The organism is Curtobacterium sp. 320, assembly GCF_031455235.1.
Taxonomy (GTDB): Bacteria; Actinomycetota; Actinomycetes; order Actinomycetales; family Microbacteriaceae; genus Curtobacterium.
On the sequence record NZ_JAVDSI010000006.1, the window covers coordinates 147,011 to 161,166 of the forward strand.

Here is a 14,156-nt window from a genome sequence, read left to right on the forward strand (position 1 = left end):
GCACATGACGACGACGGACGACCTGCGACGTTCCCGACCGACCCCGCCTCCGGTCGTCCGGACGGCGGTCGTCCTCTGGGCCGTCTGGCTGGTCGTCGGCGTCGTCTCCACCGTCGTCGTCTCGGCGTCCGGGTCGGGACTGACCGGGGTCGGCGGCGTCCTCGCACTCGTGCTGTCGTTCGTCGTCTGGGCCGCCGTCGCCGCTGCGACGATCCTGGTGCTCCGCGGCTCCGCGGCTCCGCGGTGGCCCGTATCGTGCTCGTGGCGATCGCAGCGCTCCGTACCGTCCTGAGCATCACCGACGGGGGCCTGTCCACCGTCCTGATCCTGGTCTCGGTCGTCGCCGCGGTGCTGCTCTTCCTGCCCAGCGCACGCCCGTTCTTCCGGCGCGCCGACGGTGTCGAGCCGAGCCGCGCCTCCAGGCCGACGAATCCCGACCACCCTCGGAACTGACGCCGCTGCGGAACGCGAAGAGGCCCCCGGATCTCTCCGGGGGCCTCTTGCGTTGTCTGGTGCGCGAGGGGGGACTTGAACCCCCACGCCGTTTCCAGCACACGGACCTGAACCGTGCGCGTCTACCAATTCCGCCACTCGCGCCAGCCCGAGAACACTACCACGCACAGACGCTGCCAGACGCCAACCACTACCATGCAGAGGTCGACGACCGAGAACACTGGAGACCCATGGGCCTGTTGGACAGCTTCGAGCGAGGGCTGGAGCGCGCCGTGAACGGCGCGTTCGCGAAGACCTTCCGCTCCGGCGTGCAGCCCGTCGAGATCTCGAGCGCCCTCCGCCGCGAGCTCGACACCAAGGCAGCCGTCGTCTCCCGCGAACGCATCCTCGTGCCGAACGAGTTCACGGTGCGACTCGCGCCGCCGGACTACACGCGCATGAACGACATCGGTCGGCCGCTCGTCGACGAGCTCTCGCAGATGGTGCAGCAGCACGCGGTCGCGCAGAACTACTCCTTCTCCGGACCGGTGACGATCCGCCTGCAGCAGGACGGCACCCTCTCCACCGGGATCCTGCAGATCGACTCGACGACGGTCCAGCGCGACGTCGCCTGGGTCGCGGTGCTCGACATCGGTTCGCAGCGGCACAAGCTGCAGCGCGGTCGCACCGTGATCGGTCGCGGGACGGACGCCGACATCACCGTCGCCGACACCGGCACGAGCCGCAAGCACGTCGAGGTCATCTGGGACGGCAAGCACGCCCAGGCCAACGACCTCGGGTCGACGAACGGCTCGAAACTGAACGGTGAGCGCTTCCAGCAGGCCATCGTGGAGCCGGATTCCACGATCGAGATCGGTCGTACCCGTATGGTGTTCCGGGTGATACCCGAGAACGACGGAGGTACCAGGTGACCACAGGGCTGACCCTGCTCGTCCTGCGCTTCGCGTTCCTCGCGGTGCTCTGGCTGTTCGTGTTCGTGATCGTCTTCGCCCTGCGGAGCGATCTGTTCGGCCAACGCGTGCGCACGATCCCCACCGATCCGAAGGCCGGTGCGTCGGGTCCGACGACCCCCGCGGTGCCGGCAGCAGCGGCCCCGGCGGCCGCGTCAGCCGGTGCCTTCACGGACCTCATCGGTCAGGCGACGGGGGCGCAGCAGTCCGCCACGCCGGCTGCGACCCGCCTCGTGATCACCGAGGGCTCGCGCGAGGGCATGGAGATGCCGCTCGGTGGCGGCCCGATCACGATCGGCCGGTCGAGCGAGTCCAACGTCGTCATCCGCGACGACTACACGTCCACCAACCACGCCCGCCTCGACCTCCGGGCCGACGGCTGGCTCCTCACCGACCTCGAGTCCACGAACGGCACGTTCGTCAACGGTCAGAAGGTGACCGTTCCCGTGATCATCGCGGAGCGGACGCCGATCACGATCGGGACGACGACGTTCGAGCTGCGGCGGTAACCCGGGATGACCGCTCGCACGCTGAGCGCCGCTGTGTCCCACGTCGGACGCATCCGCGCGAACAACCAGGACTCCGGCTACGCCGGACAGCACCTGTTCGCGGTGGCCGACGGCATGGGCGGGCACGCGGGCGGTGACGTCGCCTCGGCGATCGCGATCCGCCGCATCCGGGAGGTCGACCGCGAGTTCCCGTCGGCGCACGACGCCGAGTTCGCACTGCAGTCAGCGCTGATCGCGGCGAACCAGCTCATCACCGAGACGGTGTTCGAGCACCAGGAGCTCACCGGCATGGGCACCACGGTGTCCGCGATGATCCGGGTCGGCGAACAGATCGCCATCGCGCACATCGGCGACTCGCGCATCTACCGGCACCGCGACGGCGAGCTCCAGCAGATCACGTCCGACCACACCTTCGTGCAGCGGCTCGTGGACAGCGGCCGGATCACGCCTGAAGAGGCCGCGGTGCACCCGCGACGCTCCGTCCTCATGCGGGTGCTCGGCGACGTCGACGCCGCGCCGGAGGTCGACACCGCGATCATGGACATCCAGCCGGGCGACCGCTGGCTGCTCTGCTCCGACGGACTCTCGTCGTACCTGGCCGAAGAGCGCATCCGGCACGCGCTCGCGTCGAACATGGACGCGAACCAGGTCACGCAGCGCCTCGTGAAGGAGACGCTCGACCACGGCGCGCCCGACAACGTGACGGTCGTCGTGATGGACGTCACCGACACCGAGCCCGACGACGATGACGACGCGGCCACCACGGTCGGCTCCGCGGCGGCACCGCTCACGTTCGAGGCGTCGACCGGCCGCAAGCCGATCCGCCTCCCCACGATCCTGCTCCACCCGCTCAAGGTCACGACCGCCCCCGAGGACTCGCACTTCGAGCCCGAGTCCGACCAGTTCTTCGCCGAGCTCATCGCCGAGGACCGCCGTCGCCGGATCCGCCGTCGTGTCTCGTGGACCATCGCGCTCGTCGTGGCCGTCGCCGCACTCGTCGGCGCCGTCTTCCTCGGCTGGCGGATCATCCAGGACCACTACTACGTCGGGACCGACCGCGGCACCGTCGCGATCTACAAGGGCGTGCAGCAGTCGATCGGGCCGATCGCACTGTCCGACGTGTACGAGGACACCGACATCTCGGTGTCCGGGCTGCCGGAGTACACCCGCGAGAACGTCCGCTCGACGATCAACGCGCAGTCGCTCGACGATGCCCGTGACATCGTCGACCGGCTGCGGAAGGCCGCCGAGACCGGTCAGGACCAGGCGGGCACCGGCGGAGACGGCGGATCACCGTCCCCGACGCCCTCCTCGTCCCCGACGAAGTCGCCGTCGCCGTCACCAGGGGCGAAGCGATGAGCAGCGCCACCGCCCAGTCCTTCACGCAGGCGATCACGATCAAGCTGCGGGAGCCCGCCCGCGCCCGCAACCTCGAGCTCGTGCTGCTCGTCATAGCGTGTGGCATCTGCGCCGGCGCGATGGTCCTCGTGCAGCTCGGCACGAAGGGCAAGCTGTTCGACACCTCGGTGCTCTGGGTCGGCGCCGGCATCCTCGGGCTCGCGCTCGTGATGCACGTCGTGCTGCGCATCGTCGCGAAGAACGCCGATCCGTTCATCCTGCCGGTCGCGCTCGTGCTGAACGGCATCGGGATCGCCGAGATCTACCGCATCGACGTCCACAACGGCCTGACCGGCTGGGGCGCGATCGGCGTGAAGCAGATCGTCTGGACGATGCTCGCGATGGTCCTGGCGATCATCACGGTCTCCGTCGTCCGGAACCACCGGTTCCTGCAGCGGTACCGCTACATCTTCATGTTCCTGACGATCGCGCTGCTGCTCCTGCCGATGCTGCCGGGCATCGGACTCAACGTGAACGGCGCGCGGGTCTGGATCAAGCTCGGCTCGTTCACCTTCCAGCCGGGCGAGCTCGCCAAGATCACGATGGCGCTGTTCTTCGCCGGCTACCTCGTCACCGCACGGGACTCGCTGTCGATCGTCGGCCGGAAGTTCCTCGGCATGACGTTCCCGCGGGCGCGCGACCTCGGTCCGATCCTCGTGATGTGGGCCGCTGCCATGGGCGTCCTGGTCTTCCAGCGCGACCTCGGCACCGCACTGCTCTACTTCGGCCTGTTCCTCGTGATGATCTACGTCGCGACGGCACGGCTGAGCTGGGTCCTCATCGGGCTCGTGTTGTTCGTCGGCGGCGCGCTCGTCGCACAGTCCGTGCTCGTCTACGTGCACGGTCGGTTCGAGCAGTGGCTCGACCCGTTCAACCAGGAGATCTTCACCAGGCAGACCCAGGGCAGCTACCAGCTCGTGCAGGGCCTGTTCGGCTTCGCGAACGGCGGGATCACGGGCACCGGTCTCGGCCAGGGGCGTCCGTACATCACCCCGGTCGCCAACGCGGACTACATCATCGCGTCGCTGGGTGAGGAACTCGGCCTGATCGGCGTCTTCGCGATCCTCGCCCTGTTCATCATCCTGGCGTCCCGGGGCCTCCGCGTCGGGTTCATGGCGCAGGACGACTTCGGCAAGCTGCTCGGCGTGGGCTTCGGCTTCATCATCGCCCTGCAGGTGTTCGTCGTCGTCGGCGGCATCACCCGGGTCATCCCGGTCACCGGCCTCACCACGCCGTTCATGGCGGCCGGTGGTTCGTCCCTCGTCGCCAACTGGATCATCGCCGCGATGCTGCTGCGCCTGACCGATGCAATCCCCGCCGAACAGCGCGTGCAGCAGGGTGCGATCCCGGCTGCTCGTGGTCGCGGGACGACCAGGAAGGAGCGCAGCCGGTGAACCGACAGCTCCGCGGTGTCTCGACCGTCATCGTGCTCATGTTCGTCGCACTGTTCGTGTCGACGACCTCCATCCAGTTCTTCTCGGCCGACTCCCTCCGCGCCGACTCGCGGAACTCCCGGACGATCCTCGCCAGCTACTCCACGAAGCGCGGCGCGATCCTCGTCAACGGCAGTCCCATCGCCGAGTCGACCCCGGTGGACGACCAGTACCAGTACCAGCGGAAGTACACGAACGGCGACCTGTACTCGGCCGTCACCGGGTACTTCACGATCGGCCAGGGCAACTCCGGCATCGAGGGCGCCGAGAACACCGTGCTCTCCGGCAACTCCGACGCCTCGTTCTTCCAGAACCTCAACGCGATCCTGACCGGCCAGGACGTCCAGGGCGACAACGTCAACCTGACGATCGACCCGGACGTCCAGAAGGCCGCGTACGACGCGCTGGGCGACAACACCGGTGCCGTCGTCGCGATCCAGCCGAAGACCGGCAAGATCCTCGCGATGGTGTCGAAGCAGAGCTACGACCCGAACACGCTGACGTCGCACGACACGCAGAACGTCATCGACCAGTACAAGGCGCTCGAGTCGAACGCCGCGAAGCCCCTGCAGAACCGGGCCATCGGCGGCGACCTGTACACGCCCGGGTCGGTCTTCAAGCTCGTCGTGGCGTCCGCGGCGCTCGAGGGCGGCAAGTACAACCTCGACTCCGAGTTCCCGAACCCGTCGCGGCTGCAGCTGCCCGGGACGAGCACGTACATCAACAACGCCGAGGGCGGCTCGTGCGGCGGCGGCGACAAGGTCAAGCTGCGCACGGCGATCCAGTACTCGTGCAACATCCCCTTCGCGGAGCTCGGCCAGAAGCTCGGCTACGACGCGATCAAGAGCATGGCCGACAAGTACGGCTTCGGCGACGCGATCGAGGTCCCGATGCGCGCCACCGCCAGCCAGTACCCCGACGTCAGCGACGACACCGCACAGCTCATGCTGAGCTCGTTCGGCCAGGCCAGCGTCCGGGTGTCCCCGCTGCAGATGGCCATGGTCTCCGCCGGCATCGCGAACGGCGGCAAGGTCATGCAGCCCTCGCTCGTCGACTCGATCACGACGAGCGACCTGAAGACCGTCGAGTCCTTCTCCCCGAAGCAGTACAGCGACCCGCTCTCGGCCTCCGAATCGAGTGACCTCACCGAGGCCATGCAGAGCGTCGTCAGCTCGGGGACCGGCACCAATGCCAAGATCGACGGTGTCGACGTCGCAGGGAAGACGGGCACGGCCGAAGGCGGCACGGGCGATCCCTACACACTCTGGTTCACGGGCTTCGCCCCGGCGAAGGACCCGGAGGTGGCCGTCGCGGTCGTCGTCGGGAACGGCGGCGGACTCGGGCAGTCCGGAGTCGGCAACACGGTCGCGGCCCCGGTCGCGAAGAAAGTCATGGAGGCGGTGCTGAACAAATGAGACCCACCAGCGGACTCACCTTCGGTGGGCGGTACCAACTCTCGTCCCGCGTCGCCATCGGCGGCATGGGAGAGGTGTGGCAGGCCACCGACCTCGTCATCGGCCGGACCGTCGCACTCAAGATCCTCAAGGACGAGTACCTCGGCGACCCGGGCTTCCTCGAGCGCTTCCGCGCCGAGGCCCGTCACGCTGCGCTCGTCAACCACGAGGGCATCGCCAACGTCTTCGACTACGGCGAGGAGGACGGCAGCGCCTACCTCGTGATGGAGCTCGTCCCGGGCGAGGCGCTCTCGACCATGATCGAGCGGGAGCACACGCTGCCGGTCGACAAGGTCCTCGACATCGTCGCGCAGACCGCGAACGCCCTGCAGGCCGCACACGCCGTCGGTCTCGTGCACCGGGACATCAAGCCGGGCAACCTGCTCATCACGCCGGACGGCCGCGTCAAGATCACCGACTTCGGCATCGCGCGCATCGCCGACCAGGTGCCGCTCACCGCGACCGGACAGGTCATGGGCACCGTGCAGTACCTCTCGCCGGAGCAGGCGAGCGGGCACCCGGCGTCGCCGTCGACCGACATCTACTCGCTCGGCATCGTCGCGTACGAGTGCCTGGCGGGCCGTCGTCCGTTCACGGGCGAGTCGCAGGTCGCGATCGCCATGGCGCACATCAACGAGCAGCCGCCGGCGCTCCCGGGGGACATCCCGGAGCCGGTCTCCGCCCTCGTGATGTCGTGCATCGCCAAGAAGCCCGCCGACCGTCCGGCGACGGCGGCGAACCTGGCCCGTGCGGCGCAGGCGCTCCGCCGTGGGGACGTCGCGGCCGCCACCGTCGCCGTCCCGGCCATCGCGGCCGGCGGAACCGTGGCGTTCAACCCGCCGCAGACGCCGGGGAACGACGCCGCGACGGCGCTCATCGGCACACAGGCCGGTGCGGTCGCGGGCGGTCCGGGCACCCCGGGCTCGCCGGTCGACGGCGAGGACGAGGAGCCGAAGAAGAAGCGCGCCTGGATCTGGTGGGTCGTGGGCATCGTCGCGGTGCTCATCATCGCCGGTGTCGTCGGCGCGTTCGCCCTGAACAGCAACGGTCAGCCGGAGCCGACGAAGTCCGCGACGTCGCGCAGCGCGACGCCGAAGCCGTCCAACACCCCGACGCCGTCTCCGACCGAGACCCGCGTGACCGTGAACTCGGCGGACTTCGTCGGGCTTTCGGTCGCCGACGCGCAGGCCAAGCTCGAGGCGCTGAACCTCACCTCCCGCGTCGAGGACGGCGACCCCGCCCCGAAGCCCGAGCAGGCGAACACCGTCCAGTCGATCAGCCCCACCGGCAGCCTGGCTCCCGGCTCGCTCGTCGTGCTGCAGCAGTACACGGCGCAGCCGACGGTCAACCAGCCGAACTCGGCGTCCCCGGGTGCGGTGTCCGCCGACGGCGTGGTGACCTTCAGCTGGGCGGCGGCGACGTGCCCGACCGGGTACACCGTGTCGTCGTACGCGTACACGATCACCGGCGGCAAGGACGCCTCGAGCCAGACCTCGGGCACGCTCGACGCCGACCACCGATCGGTCACCGTGCAGATCGACAAGATCGACACCTCGGCCTCGCTGAGCTACACCGTGACGTGCGGCAACCTCGCGGCGTCCGCGGCGTCCGAGGCCGCGTCGAGCGACGCCTGGCAGGCCACGGACGAGCCGACGACCGACCCGACCGACGGCAACAACCCGAGCCAGGCACCGCAGGACGGCAACTGATCGACCCCCGGACGGGGGCTCGCGACACCGTTGCGTAACGGTTCGGTCGAGCCCCCCGTCACCAGCGTCTCACCAGCGAAGCCTGCCGTACACTTGCCCGGACGGACATTCGGAGGAGTACGTGCCAGAAGGTGTGACCGCGGGGATCACCCTCCTCGCCAACCGCTACGAGATCGGTGACGTCATCGGTCGGGGCGGCATGGCCACTGTGCATCTGGGCAACGACACCCGGCTCGGACGCAAGGTGGCGGTGAAGCTGCTGAAGCCCAGCCTCGCCAACGACCCGGCGTTCCGCACGCGCTTCCGGCAGGAAGCCCAGGCGGCCGCCCGCATGGCCCACCCCACCATCGTCCGCGTCTACGACGCCGGCGAAGAGACGGTCACCGAGACCTCTGGTGCCGAGGTGCAGGTGCCCTTCATCGTCATGGAGTACGTCGAGGGCCGTCCGCTCTCCGACATCATCGGCGAGGGCCCGGTCGCCCCGGACGAAGCCGTGCGCATCACCGAGGGCATCCTCACCGCGCTCGAGTACTCGCACCGTGCCGGCGTCGTGCACCGCGACATCAAGCCCGCGAACGTCATGGTGACGCACTCCGGCCAGGTCAAGGTCATGGACTTCGGCATCGCCCGCGCCATCACCGACACCTCCGCGACGGTCGCCCAGACGACCTCGATCCTCGGTACCGCGTCGTACTTCTCCCCGGAACAGGCCCGCGGCGAGACCGTCGACGCCCGTACCGACGTCTACTCCACCGGTGTCGTGTTCTTCGAGCTGCTCACCGGCCGCCCGCCGTTCCTCGGGGACACCCCCGTCGCCGTCGCGTACCAGCACGTCAGCGAACAGCCCGTCGCGCCGTCGTCCCTCACGCCCGAGGTCTCGCCGGCGCTCGACGCGGTCACGCTGCACGCCCTGGTGAAGGACCGCACGCGCCGCTACCAGAACGCGGCGGAGTTCCGGACGGAGCTGCAGCAGGCCGCGGCGGGCAAGGTTCCCGCGTCGACCCGCAAGCTCCAGCAGCAGGCCGCCCACGACGCCTCGACGGTGCTGTTCGGTGTGAACCCCCGGACGACCTCGAACCCCGCGGTGGCCTTCCGCGAGCTCGACGACGACACCGCCGAGCACCGTCCGCAGCGCACTCAGAACCGTCCGCCCGTCGCCTGGATCTGGGTCGGCATCATCCTGACCGCGGCGGTCATCGTGGCGGTCGTGTTCTTCGTCGCGAACCTCGGTCCGGGCAAGCCTCCCGTCACGTCCTCGGTCAGCGTGCCGAACGTCGTCGGTGCCACCTACGACTCCGCGGCCTCCGCGCTCGGCAAGAAGGACCTCGTCCCCGTCAAGGTCGAGGAGAACTCCGACGACGTCGACCGGGGATCGGTCATCCGCACCGAGCCCGGCTCCGGCACGAACGTCGCGCGCAAGCAGAACGTCCGCGTGATCGTCTCGCTCGGCCCCGAACAGGTCGCCGTCCCGGACCTCGCGGGGCAGGCGCAGGACGCAGCGCAGAAGACCCTCGAGCAGGCGGGCTTCGCCGTCGGTGCGATCAACTCCGACTACTCGCCCGACGTGCCCGAGGGGACGGTCATGAGCACCGACCCCGCCGCCTCCTCGCAGCACACCAAGGGCACGGTGGTGAACCTGACCGTGTCGAACGGCAAGGTCGAGTTGCCGAACGTCACCCAGCAGCCGTTCTCCACGGCGAACGCGACCCTCGCACAGCTGGGGCTGAAGGTCACGCCGGCGCCGTCCTACTCGTGCATCGGCGGTACCGTGACGCAGCAGAGCGCCCCCGCCGGCGACATCGCGCAGGGCAGCACCGTGACGCTCACGTACTGCGCCGGCTCCGCGCAGCCCTCGCAGCCGCCGGCGACGGATGCACCCGCCGATGGTGGCAAGGACGGCGGCGACGACGGTCAGTGACCTGACCGCGTCCTGACGGATGCTCCGTGACGGGGGTGCGCCGCGCCTCCCGTCCGTCGTCGTGTCGGCCTGCGTTCCCGGAGGCGCGGCTCGACCCCGCCACGTCCCCACCGTCCCGCAGGGCGGTCGCGTCAGTGGCGCGCCGCTGTCAGGCCCGGTGCGCCGCGATGAGCGGGTTGAGGCCCGCAGCGCGTTCCGCTGCACCGGCGAGGCCGGTCGTCTCGAGCCAGTTGCCGACCATCCGGTAGCCACCCTCGGTGAGGACCGACTCCGGGTGGAACTGCACGCCGTACACGGGGTGCTCGCGGTGCTGCACGCCCATGATGACGCCACCACCGGTCCGGGCCGTCACGGTGAGCTCGTCGGGGACCGTGCCGTCGACGATCGCGAGCGAGTGGTACCGCGTCGCCGTGAACGGGTGTGGGACGCCCGCGAAGAGGGGGCTGTCGTCGTGGTCGACCTGCGAGGTCTTGCCGTGCATGAGTTCCTCGGCGTGGGTGACCGTCGCACCGAGCGCCTCGGCGATGGCCTGGTGGCCGAGGCACACACCGAGCAGGGGCTTGTCCGCGGCGATGGCGGCGTGCACGGTCTCGACGGAGACGCCGGCGTCCGCGGGCGTCCCGGGGCCGGGAGACAGGAGCACACCGTCGTACTCGGCGATGCGGTCGGCGATCTCGGACGCGGGGAAGGCGTCGTTCCGGACCACGTCGGTCTCCGCCCCGAGCTGCTGCACGTAGCCGTTCAGCGTGTAGACGAAGCTGTCGTAGTTGTCGACGACGAGGATCTTGGTCATGGTCGGTTCACCGTACTCGTGGGGGATGTGTGCGGCGGGCTGAGAGGCTTCCCACACCCGCGGTCACGGTAGGATACCGGCCATGGCCAAGGACAAGGACCGCACCAAGCCCGCCCGGACGACCCGAGCCGACTCGGTCGACACCGCGGGGGACCAGCCGAACCCCGTGTGGTTCAAGCCGGTCATGTTCGGTTTCATGCTCATCGGCCTCGCCTGGGTGATCGTCTTCTACATCTCGAACACGACCCTGCCGGTGCCGTCCCTCGGCTCGTGGAACATCCTGATCGGCTTCGGCATCATGTTCGTCGGCTTCCTGATGACCACGCGCTGGCGGTAGCACCCCGGCCACACACCTCCCGACGCCCGTCGCACCTGCTGGTGCGGCGGGCGTCGTCGTACGTGCCGTTGTCCACAGCGCACTCGCCCCGCCGTAGCCCTTGTCCCCGCCTCGGCGTGCGTTCTCCACAGTTCTCCACACTCTCCACACACCCATCCACACCCTCGTCCCAGAGTTATCCACAGCGAAGTCCACAGTGGGGATAATCACACGCGTGTAACTCACCGCGTTCTCCACAGCTGTGGACAACTTGGTCGTGCACGTGTGGAAAAGCCCCCGCGGACGCACGAACGCCCCGCCGCTGAGCGACGGGGCGTTCGGTGGTGCTGCTGTGCGGCTGTCAGCCGATCGTCACCGCGTACCCGACCGCGGTCAGGGCGATGCCCACGACCGCGGCGGCCACGAGCAGTGCGATCTGCAGCGGACGCTGGCGGATGTTGCGGGTCCGTGCGAACACGAACCCGACCACGAAGCCGCCGATGATCCCGCCGACGTGCGCCTGCCACGAGATGTTCGTGCCGGGCAGGAACCCCACGACGAGGTTGAGTCCCATGATGACGAGCAGCTGCACGGCGTTGTTGCCGAGACTGCGCTGCAGGACGAAGAACGCCGCGAACAGCCCGAAGATCGCGCCGGACGCTCCGACCACCCACGTGCCGGGGGCCAGGAACGTCACGAGCATCGACCCGAAGATCCCGGTGATGAAGTAGAGCGCCAGGAACCGCCACGCCCCGAGCATGTTCTCGAGCATCCGGCCGAAGATCCACAGCGCCCACATGTTGAACAGGATGTGGAAGAGGCCCGAGTGCACGAAGAGCACCGTGACCGCTCGCCACGGCTGCGAGGGCAGGAGCAGCGAGTTGTAGGCGAACAGGTTCGTGAAGAACCCGCCCGAGACCTGGTCGAGCAACCAGATCGCGACCGAGACGGCGACGATCACGACCGTCGCCTTCTGGTCGAGCATGGCGAAGCGCCGCCGGGCGACCGTCAGGCCGCTGGGGCCTCCGGACGCCCGACGGTTCGCCTGGAACTGCGCACGCTGCTCGCGCACGCACTCAGGGCAGTGCACCCCGACCGCCGCCGGCGTCTGGCACTCCGGGCAGATCGTCCGCCCGCAGCGCTGGCAGAGCACGAAGCTCTGCCGGTCCGGATGCCGGTAGCAGGTGTTGTTCGGGTTGTGCGCCTGATCGGTCACGTGGAGGCTCAGACGTCCTCGACGTCGATGCTCTGGATGACGACGTCCTCGAGCGGCTTGTCACGGCCGTCGGTCGCCACGCCTTCGATCGCGTCGACGACCGCACGGGACTCGTCGTCCGCGACCTCGCCGAAGATGGTGTGCTTGCCCTGCAGCCACGGCGTCGCCACCGTGGTGATGAAGAACTGCGAGCCGTTGGTGCCGCGGCCGCCCTGGATGCCGGCGTTCGCCATGGCGAAGATGTACGGGTTCTGGAAGGTGAGCTCCGGGTGGATCTCGTCGTCGAAGCGGTAGCCCGGTCCGCCGATGCCCTGACCGAGCGGGTCGCCGCCCTGGATCATGAAGTCCTTGATGATGCGGTGGAAGACGACACCGTCGTAGAGCTTGTCGGTCGAGACCTTGCCGGTACCGGGGTGGGTCCACTCCTGCTTGCCCGTCGCGAGGTCGACGAAGTTCTTGACGGTCTTCGGTGCGTGGTTGCCGAACAGGTTGACGCGGATGTCGCCCTTGTTCGTGTGGATCGTTGCGACAGCGGTGTGCAGAGACATGTTCCGATTCTCGCATGTACTGCTGACGGTCAGACGGATCACACAGGTGAGGCTCCGTGACCTGTCAGGCACTGCGGTGGCAGGATGGGGGTCACGCCGTTCCGATGGAGGTACCAGATGACGACGATCGAGATCCCGCGCAAGCGCCGGAAGCAGATCAAGAAGCTCAAGGGCCAGACCGCCTCGCTCCTCGGCGAGCAGCGCAAGGTCCTCGAGCACGCGAACGCGATCCTTGCGGAGGCGCGGTCCCACGCCGTGGACACCGCTCGCAAGGACATCGCTCCGCGAGTGCAGAACGCGATCGACAACGGCATCCGTCCGGCTGTCGCCACGGGGGTGCACGCTGCCACGAGCGCAGCGCAGAGTGCTTCGCACCGCTTCCAGTCCGAGGTCGTCCCCGGACTCGTCGCGACGGCAGGCTCGGTCCTCAGCGTGGGTGACCTCGCGAAGGACCCCCGCGTCAAGAAGATCGTGAAGAACGCCCAGAAGAAGGGCAAGAAGGCCAAGAAGGCTGCGGAGAAGTACGTGCCGCACCAGAAGAAGGGCATCGGCTTCGGCGGTGTAGCGCTGATCGTGGTCGGCGTCGTGGCCGTGGCGGGCGCCGCCTACGCCGCGTACCAGACGCTCCGCGCGGACGACGACCTCTGGGTCGCCGACGACGCTGACACGGCGGAGAAGCCTGCCGCCTGACCTCCCGGTTCGCACGAAGGGCCCCGGCACGCGCCGGGGCCCTTCGTCGTCCGTGGGCCAGCGGCCCGCGGCGAGCGGGCAGAATACGTCCCGCTCACCGCGCCGAAACGGCAGTTCGTGCCCACTCGGCGCCCCGCGCACGGCATGTCGTGCCCGCTCACCGGCCCGGCGACGGACGGGAGGCGCGGGTCGACCCCGCCACGCGCCTCCCGTCCGTCGTCGCGTTCAGCCCACCCCGCCACGCGGCGCGGTCGCACGACCCGCCACGCACGTCCGCCGGGTCCACCCGGAGCCGTGTCGCGGTCGCACAACGCGCCGCTCACGCCCGCCGAGGTCTCGCGAACTGCCGGCGAACCGGCGCGAGATGCCACAATCGGCAAACCTCGAGCGCGAAACCGACCGATCGCGCGACGCAAGAACGTCGCGCAACGGAACCGATCGCGGAGCGGCGCGCCGAAAGCGCAGACGAACACGACGACCGCGCGAGGCGAAGCGAAGAACGGGCGGAGCATCACTCACGCCGAGGGAGTGGAGCCTGGGAGAATCGAACTCCCGACATCCTGCTTGCAAAGCAGGCGCTCTACCAACTGAGCTAAGGCCCCGTGACACCCATCGTACGGAGTGTCGGAGGAAGTGGTGGGGCTACAAGGACTTGAACCTTGGACCTCTTCGTTATCAGCGAAGCGCTCTAACCGCCTGAGCTATAGCCCCTCAGACCGGATGAAAGCCTACCGTACGGATCTCGCAGAACGAAATCGAGACGGTCGGC

Annotated in this window: 14 protein-coding genes and 3 tRNA genes; 11 read left to right on the plus strand and 6 right to left on the minus strand. The window is 68.9% G+C overall.

Annotated elements, in window-relative coordinates:
* Window positions 1-4: 4 nt before the first annotated feature.
* Both J2X60_RS10180 and J2X60_RS10185 read left to right on the plus strand, forming a co-directional pair.
* Window positions 5-292, plus strand: a complete 288-nt coding sequence (locus tag J2X60_RS10180; RefSeq protein ID WP_309887299.1) for a hypothetical protein — start codon at window positions 5-7, stop codon at window positions 290-292.
* Window positions 262-453, plus strand: coding sequence for a hypothetical protein (locus tag J2X60_RS10185; protein WP_309887300.1), 192 nt, complete (start codon window positions 262-264; stop codon window positions 451-453). Before J2X60_RS10180 ends, J2X60_RS10185 begins: the two co-directional genes overlap by 31 nt.
* 57 nt (window positions 454-510) lie before the next feature.
* On the opposite strand, the gene J2X60_RS10190 is transcribed toward J2X60_RS10185, so the two are convergent.
* Window positions 511-597: transfer RNA gene (locus J2X60_RS10190), tRNA-Leu, on the minus strand.
* 86 nt (window positions 598-683) lie between these two features.
* On the opposite strand from J2X60_RS10190, the gene J2X60_RS10195 reads away from it, so the two are divergent.
* From J2X60_RS10195 to pknB, 7 genes are all read left to right on the plus strand, one after another.
* Complete coding sequence (locus J2X60_RS10195; RefSeq protein ID WP_070417451.1) at window positions 684-1,364, plus strand: DUF3662 and FHA domain-containing protein; 681 nt, start codon at window positions 684-686, stop codon at window positions 1,362-1,364.
* The gene (locus J2X60_RS10200; protein WP_070417452.1) at window positions 1,361-1,912 is read left to right on the plus strand and encodes an FHA domain-containing protein; all 552 of its coding nucleotides are present in this window, start codon (window positions 1,361-1,363) and stop codon (window positions 1,910-1,912) included. Before J2X60_RS10195 ends, J2X60_RS10200 begins: the two co-directional genes overlap by 4 nt.
* 6 nt (window positions 1,913-1,918) lie before the next feature.
* On the plus strand, window positions 1,919-3,271 hold the full coding sequence (locus tag J2X60_RS10205; RefSeq protein ID WP_070417453.1) for a Stp1/IreP family PP2C-type Ser/Thr phosphatase: 1,353 nt from the start codon (window positions 1,919-1,921) through the stop codon (window positions 3,269-3,271).
* The gene (locus J2X60_RS10210) at window positions 3,268-4,704 is read left to right on the plus strand and encodes an FtsW/RodA/SpoVE family cell cycle protein (protein WP_070417454.1); all 1,437 of its coding nucleotides are present in this window, start codon (window positions 3,268-3,270) and stop codon (window positions 4,702-4,704) included. The genes J2X60_RS10205 and J2X60_RS10210 overlap by 4 nt, the downstream gene beginning before the upstream one ends.
* On the plus strand, window positions 4,701-6,158 hold the full coding sequence (locus J2X60_RS10215) for a penicillin-binding protein 2 (protein ID WP_071294235.1): 1,458 nt from the start codon (window positions 4,701-4,703) through the stop codon (window positions 6,156-6,158). The genes J2X60_RS10210 and J2X60_RS10215 overlap by 4 nt, the downstream gene beginning before the upstream one ends.
* The gene (locus J2X60_RS10220) at window positions 6,155-7,906 is read left to right on the plus strand and encodes a protein kinase domain-containing protein (RefSeq protein WP_309887301.1); all 1,752 of its coding nucleotides are present in this window, start codon (window positions 6,155-6,157) and stop codon (window positions 7,904-7,906) included. Before J2X60_RS10215 ends, J2X60_RS10220 begins: the two co-directional genes overlap by 4 nt.
* A 121-nt stretch (window positions 7,907-8,027) precedes the next feature.
* On the plus strand, window positions 8,028-9,824 hold the full coding sequence (gene pknB, locus J2X60_RS10225) for a Stk1 family PASTA domain-containing Ser/Thr kinase (RefSeq protein ID WP_302847769.1): 1,797 nt from the start codon (window positions 8,028-8,030) through the stop codon (window positions 9,822-9,824).
* A 148-nt stretch (window positions 9,825-9,972) separates the two neighbouring features.
* On the opposite strand, the gene J2X60_RS10230 is transcribed toward pknB, so the two are convergent.
* Window positions 9,973-10,617, minus strand: coding sequence for an aminodeoxychorismate/anthranilate synthase component II (locus tag J2X60_RS10230; RefSeq protein WP_070417458.1), 645 nt, complete (start codon window positions 10,615-10,617; stop codon window positions 9,973-9,975).
* Window positions 10,618-10,699: 82 nt separating this feature from the next.
* Between J2X60_RS10230 and J2X60_RS10235 the strand changes: the two genes are divergently transcribed.
* Entirely contained in the window at window positions 10,700-10,954 is a 255-nt protein-coding gene (locus J2X60_RS10235; RefSeq protein ID WP_070417459.1) for a cell division protein CrgA, read from the plus strand.
* Between the two features lie 340 nt (window positions 10,955-11,294).
* On the opposite strand, the gene J2X60_RS10240 is transcribed toward J2X60_RS10235, so the two are convergent.
* A complete protein-coding gene (locus J2X60_RS10240; RefSeq protein ID WP_309887302.1) occupies window positions 11,295-12,149 on the minus strand; it encodes a rhomboid family intramembrane serine protease in 855 nt (284 codons plus the stop codon).
* A gap of 8 nt (window positions 12,150-12,157) precedes the next feature.
* Complete coding sequence (locus J2X60_RS10245) at window positions 12,158-12,697, minus strand: peptidylprolyl isomerase (protein ID WP_070417461.1); 540 nt, start codon at window positions 12,695-12,697, stop codon at window positions 12,158-12,160.
* Window positions 12,698-12,814: 117 nt separating this feature from the next.
* On the opposite strand from J2X60_RS10245, the gene J2X60_RS10250 reads away from it, so the two are divergent.
* Complete coding sequence (locus J2X60_RS10250; protein ID WP_083295136.1) at window positions 12,815-13,387, plus strand: hypothetical protein; 573 nt, start codon at window positions 12,815-12,817, stop codon at window positions 13,385-13,387.
* A gap of 529 nt (window positions 13,388-13,916) precedes the next feature.
* On the opposite strand, the gene J2X60_RS10255 is transcribed toward J2X60_RS10250, so the two are convergent.
* Window positions 13,917-13,989, minus strand: a tRNA-Ala gene (locus tag J2X60_RS10255).
* 32 nt (window positions 13,990-14,021) lie between these two features.
* Window positions 14,022-14,098: transfer RNA gene (locus J2X60_RS10260), tRNA-Ile, on the minus strand.
* Window positions 14,099-14,156 lie beyond the last annotated feature (58 nt).

Coding starts and splice junctions, on each gene's coding strand:
- J2X60_RS10220 (WP_309887301.1), top strand. CDS start 6,155: ATGAGACCCACCAGCGGACTCACCTTCGGTGGGCGGTACCAACTCTCG.
- J2X60_RS10205 (WP_070417453.1), top strand. CDS start 1,919: ATGACCGCTCGCACGCTGAGCGCCGCTGTGTCCCACGTCGGACGCATC.
- J2X60_RS10245 (WP_070417461.1), bottom strand. CDS start 12,697: ATGTCTCTGCACACCGCTGTCGCAACGATCCACACGAACAAGGGCGAC.
- J2X60_RS10235 (WP_070417459.1), top strand. CDS start 10,700: ATGGCCAAGGACAAGGACCGCACCAAGCCCGCCCGGACGACCCGAGCC.
- J2X60_RS10180 (WP_309887299.1), top strand. CDS start 5: ATGACGACGACGGACGACCTGCGACGTTCCCGACCGACCCCGCCTCCG.
- J2X60_RS10210 (WP_070417454.1), top strand. CDS start 3,268: ATGAGCAGCGCCACCGCCCAGTCCTTCACGCAGGCGATCACGATCAAG.
- J2X60_RS10195 (WP_070417451.1), top strand. CDS start 684: ATGGGCCTGTTGGACAGCTTCGAGCGAGGGCTGGAGCGCGCCGTGAAC.
- J2X60_RS10230 (WP_070417458.1), bottom strand. CDS start 10,617: ATGACCAAGATCCTCGTCGTCGACAACTACGACAGCTTCGTCTACACG.
- J2X60_RS10250 (WP_083295136.1), top strand. CDS start 12,815: ATGACGACGATCGAGATCCCGCGCAAGCGCCGGAAGCAGATCAAGAAG.